The organism is Xanthomonas sp. GPE 39 (genome assembly GCF_000963005.1).
Classification (GTDB): Bacteria; Pseudomonadota; Gammaproteobacteria; order Xanthomonadales; family Xanthomonadaceae; genus Xanthomonas_A.
In genome coordinates this window covers 139096-140358 of sequence record NZ_JZHZ01000007.1, presented here as the reverse complement: position 1 = coordinate 140358, position 1263 = coordinate 139096, and the positions used below count along the sequence as shown (strand labels likewise).

Below are 1263 nucleotides of genomic sequence, written 5' to 3'. Positions count from 1 at the left end.
GCGGCCCATCGAGCCAGCGGCGTTGCCACAGGCTGTAGTCGGCGTATTGGATCGGCAGCGGCGGCAGCGGATCGGGCTGGCCTTGCGCGAAGGCGGCATACAGCGCGCCAAGCTCGCGCAACAGGATGCCGATGGACCAGCCATCGGAGATGCTGTGGTGCATGCCGATCAGCAGGCGCTGTTGCTGCTCGGCGAGCTGCAACAGGCAACCACGGATCAATGGACCACGGCTCAGATCGAAGGGCGTGCGGGTTGCCTGTTCGGCGTGATGCTGTGCGGCAACCTCGGCATCGGCGGTGTGGCGTAAATCGATGCAGGTCAGCGCGAAGCCGACATCGGCCGGCGCGATCACCTGGGTGGCGCCATCGTCGCTGGCGACGAAGCAGGTGCGCAGCACTTCATGCCGGGCAACGATGCGATCCAGTGCCTGTTGCAGTGCGGCCACATCCAGCACGCCGTGCAGGTCCACGCCGCCCGCCAGGGTGTAGGCCTGCGCGGCGCGGTTGTCGAATTGCGCCAGGAACCACAGCCGTTGTTGCGCGAAGGACAGGGGCAGTGGCGCGTCGCGGTCGGCTGGCACGATGGCAGGCAGCGTGCTGGCGGCAGCGGTATCCAGCGCTTGCGCCAACTCGGCCAGACGTGGTTGCGCGAACAGCGTGGCTAGCGGCAGTTCCAATCCCAGCGCGCTGCGGATACGCGAGATCAAGCGCACCCCCAGCAGCGAGTGACCGCCGAGAACGAAGAAACTGTCGTGGCGGCCGACGTGCTCGACGCCGAGCAAGTCGCACCAAATCTCGGCCAGTTGTGTTTCCAGCTCGCCTTCCGGCGCTGCGTAGGCCTGCATCGCCAGCGCGTCGGTATCCGGTGCCGGCAATGCCTTGCGATCCAGTTTGCCGTTCGGGGTCAGTGGTAGCGCTTCCAGGTGCACATAGGCCGTTGGCAGCATCACCTCGGGCAGGCGAGCGGCCAATTGACTGCGTAGGCTGTCGGCGCTGTGCGCGTCGACCTCGCCCACCACATAGGCAACCAATCGTGGCTCGCCCGGAGTGTCCTCACGCAGCAACACCGCCGCATCCTGCACGCCCGCGCAGGCGCGCAGCGCGGCGGTGATTTCGCCCAGTTCGATGCGGAACCCGCGCAGTTTCACCTGGTCGTCGTTGCGGCCGAGATACTCCAACGTGCCATCGGCGCGCCAGCAGGCGACATCGCCGCTGCGGTACATGCGTGCGCCTGGCTGCTCGGCGAATGGATCGGGGATGAAGC

1 protein-coding gene is annotated in these 1263 nt (G+C 66.9%); it reads right to left on the bottom strand.

Annotated elements, in window-relative coordinates:
* Positions 1-1263: condensation domain-containing protein (locus tag XALGPE39_RS00425; protein WP_152624927.1), on the bottom strand; the 1263-nt coding region annotated here is incomplete at both ends.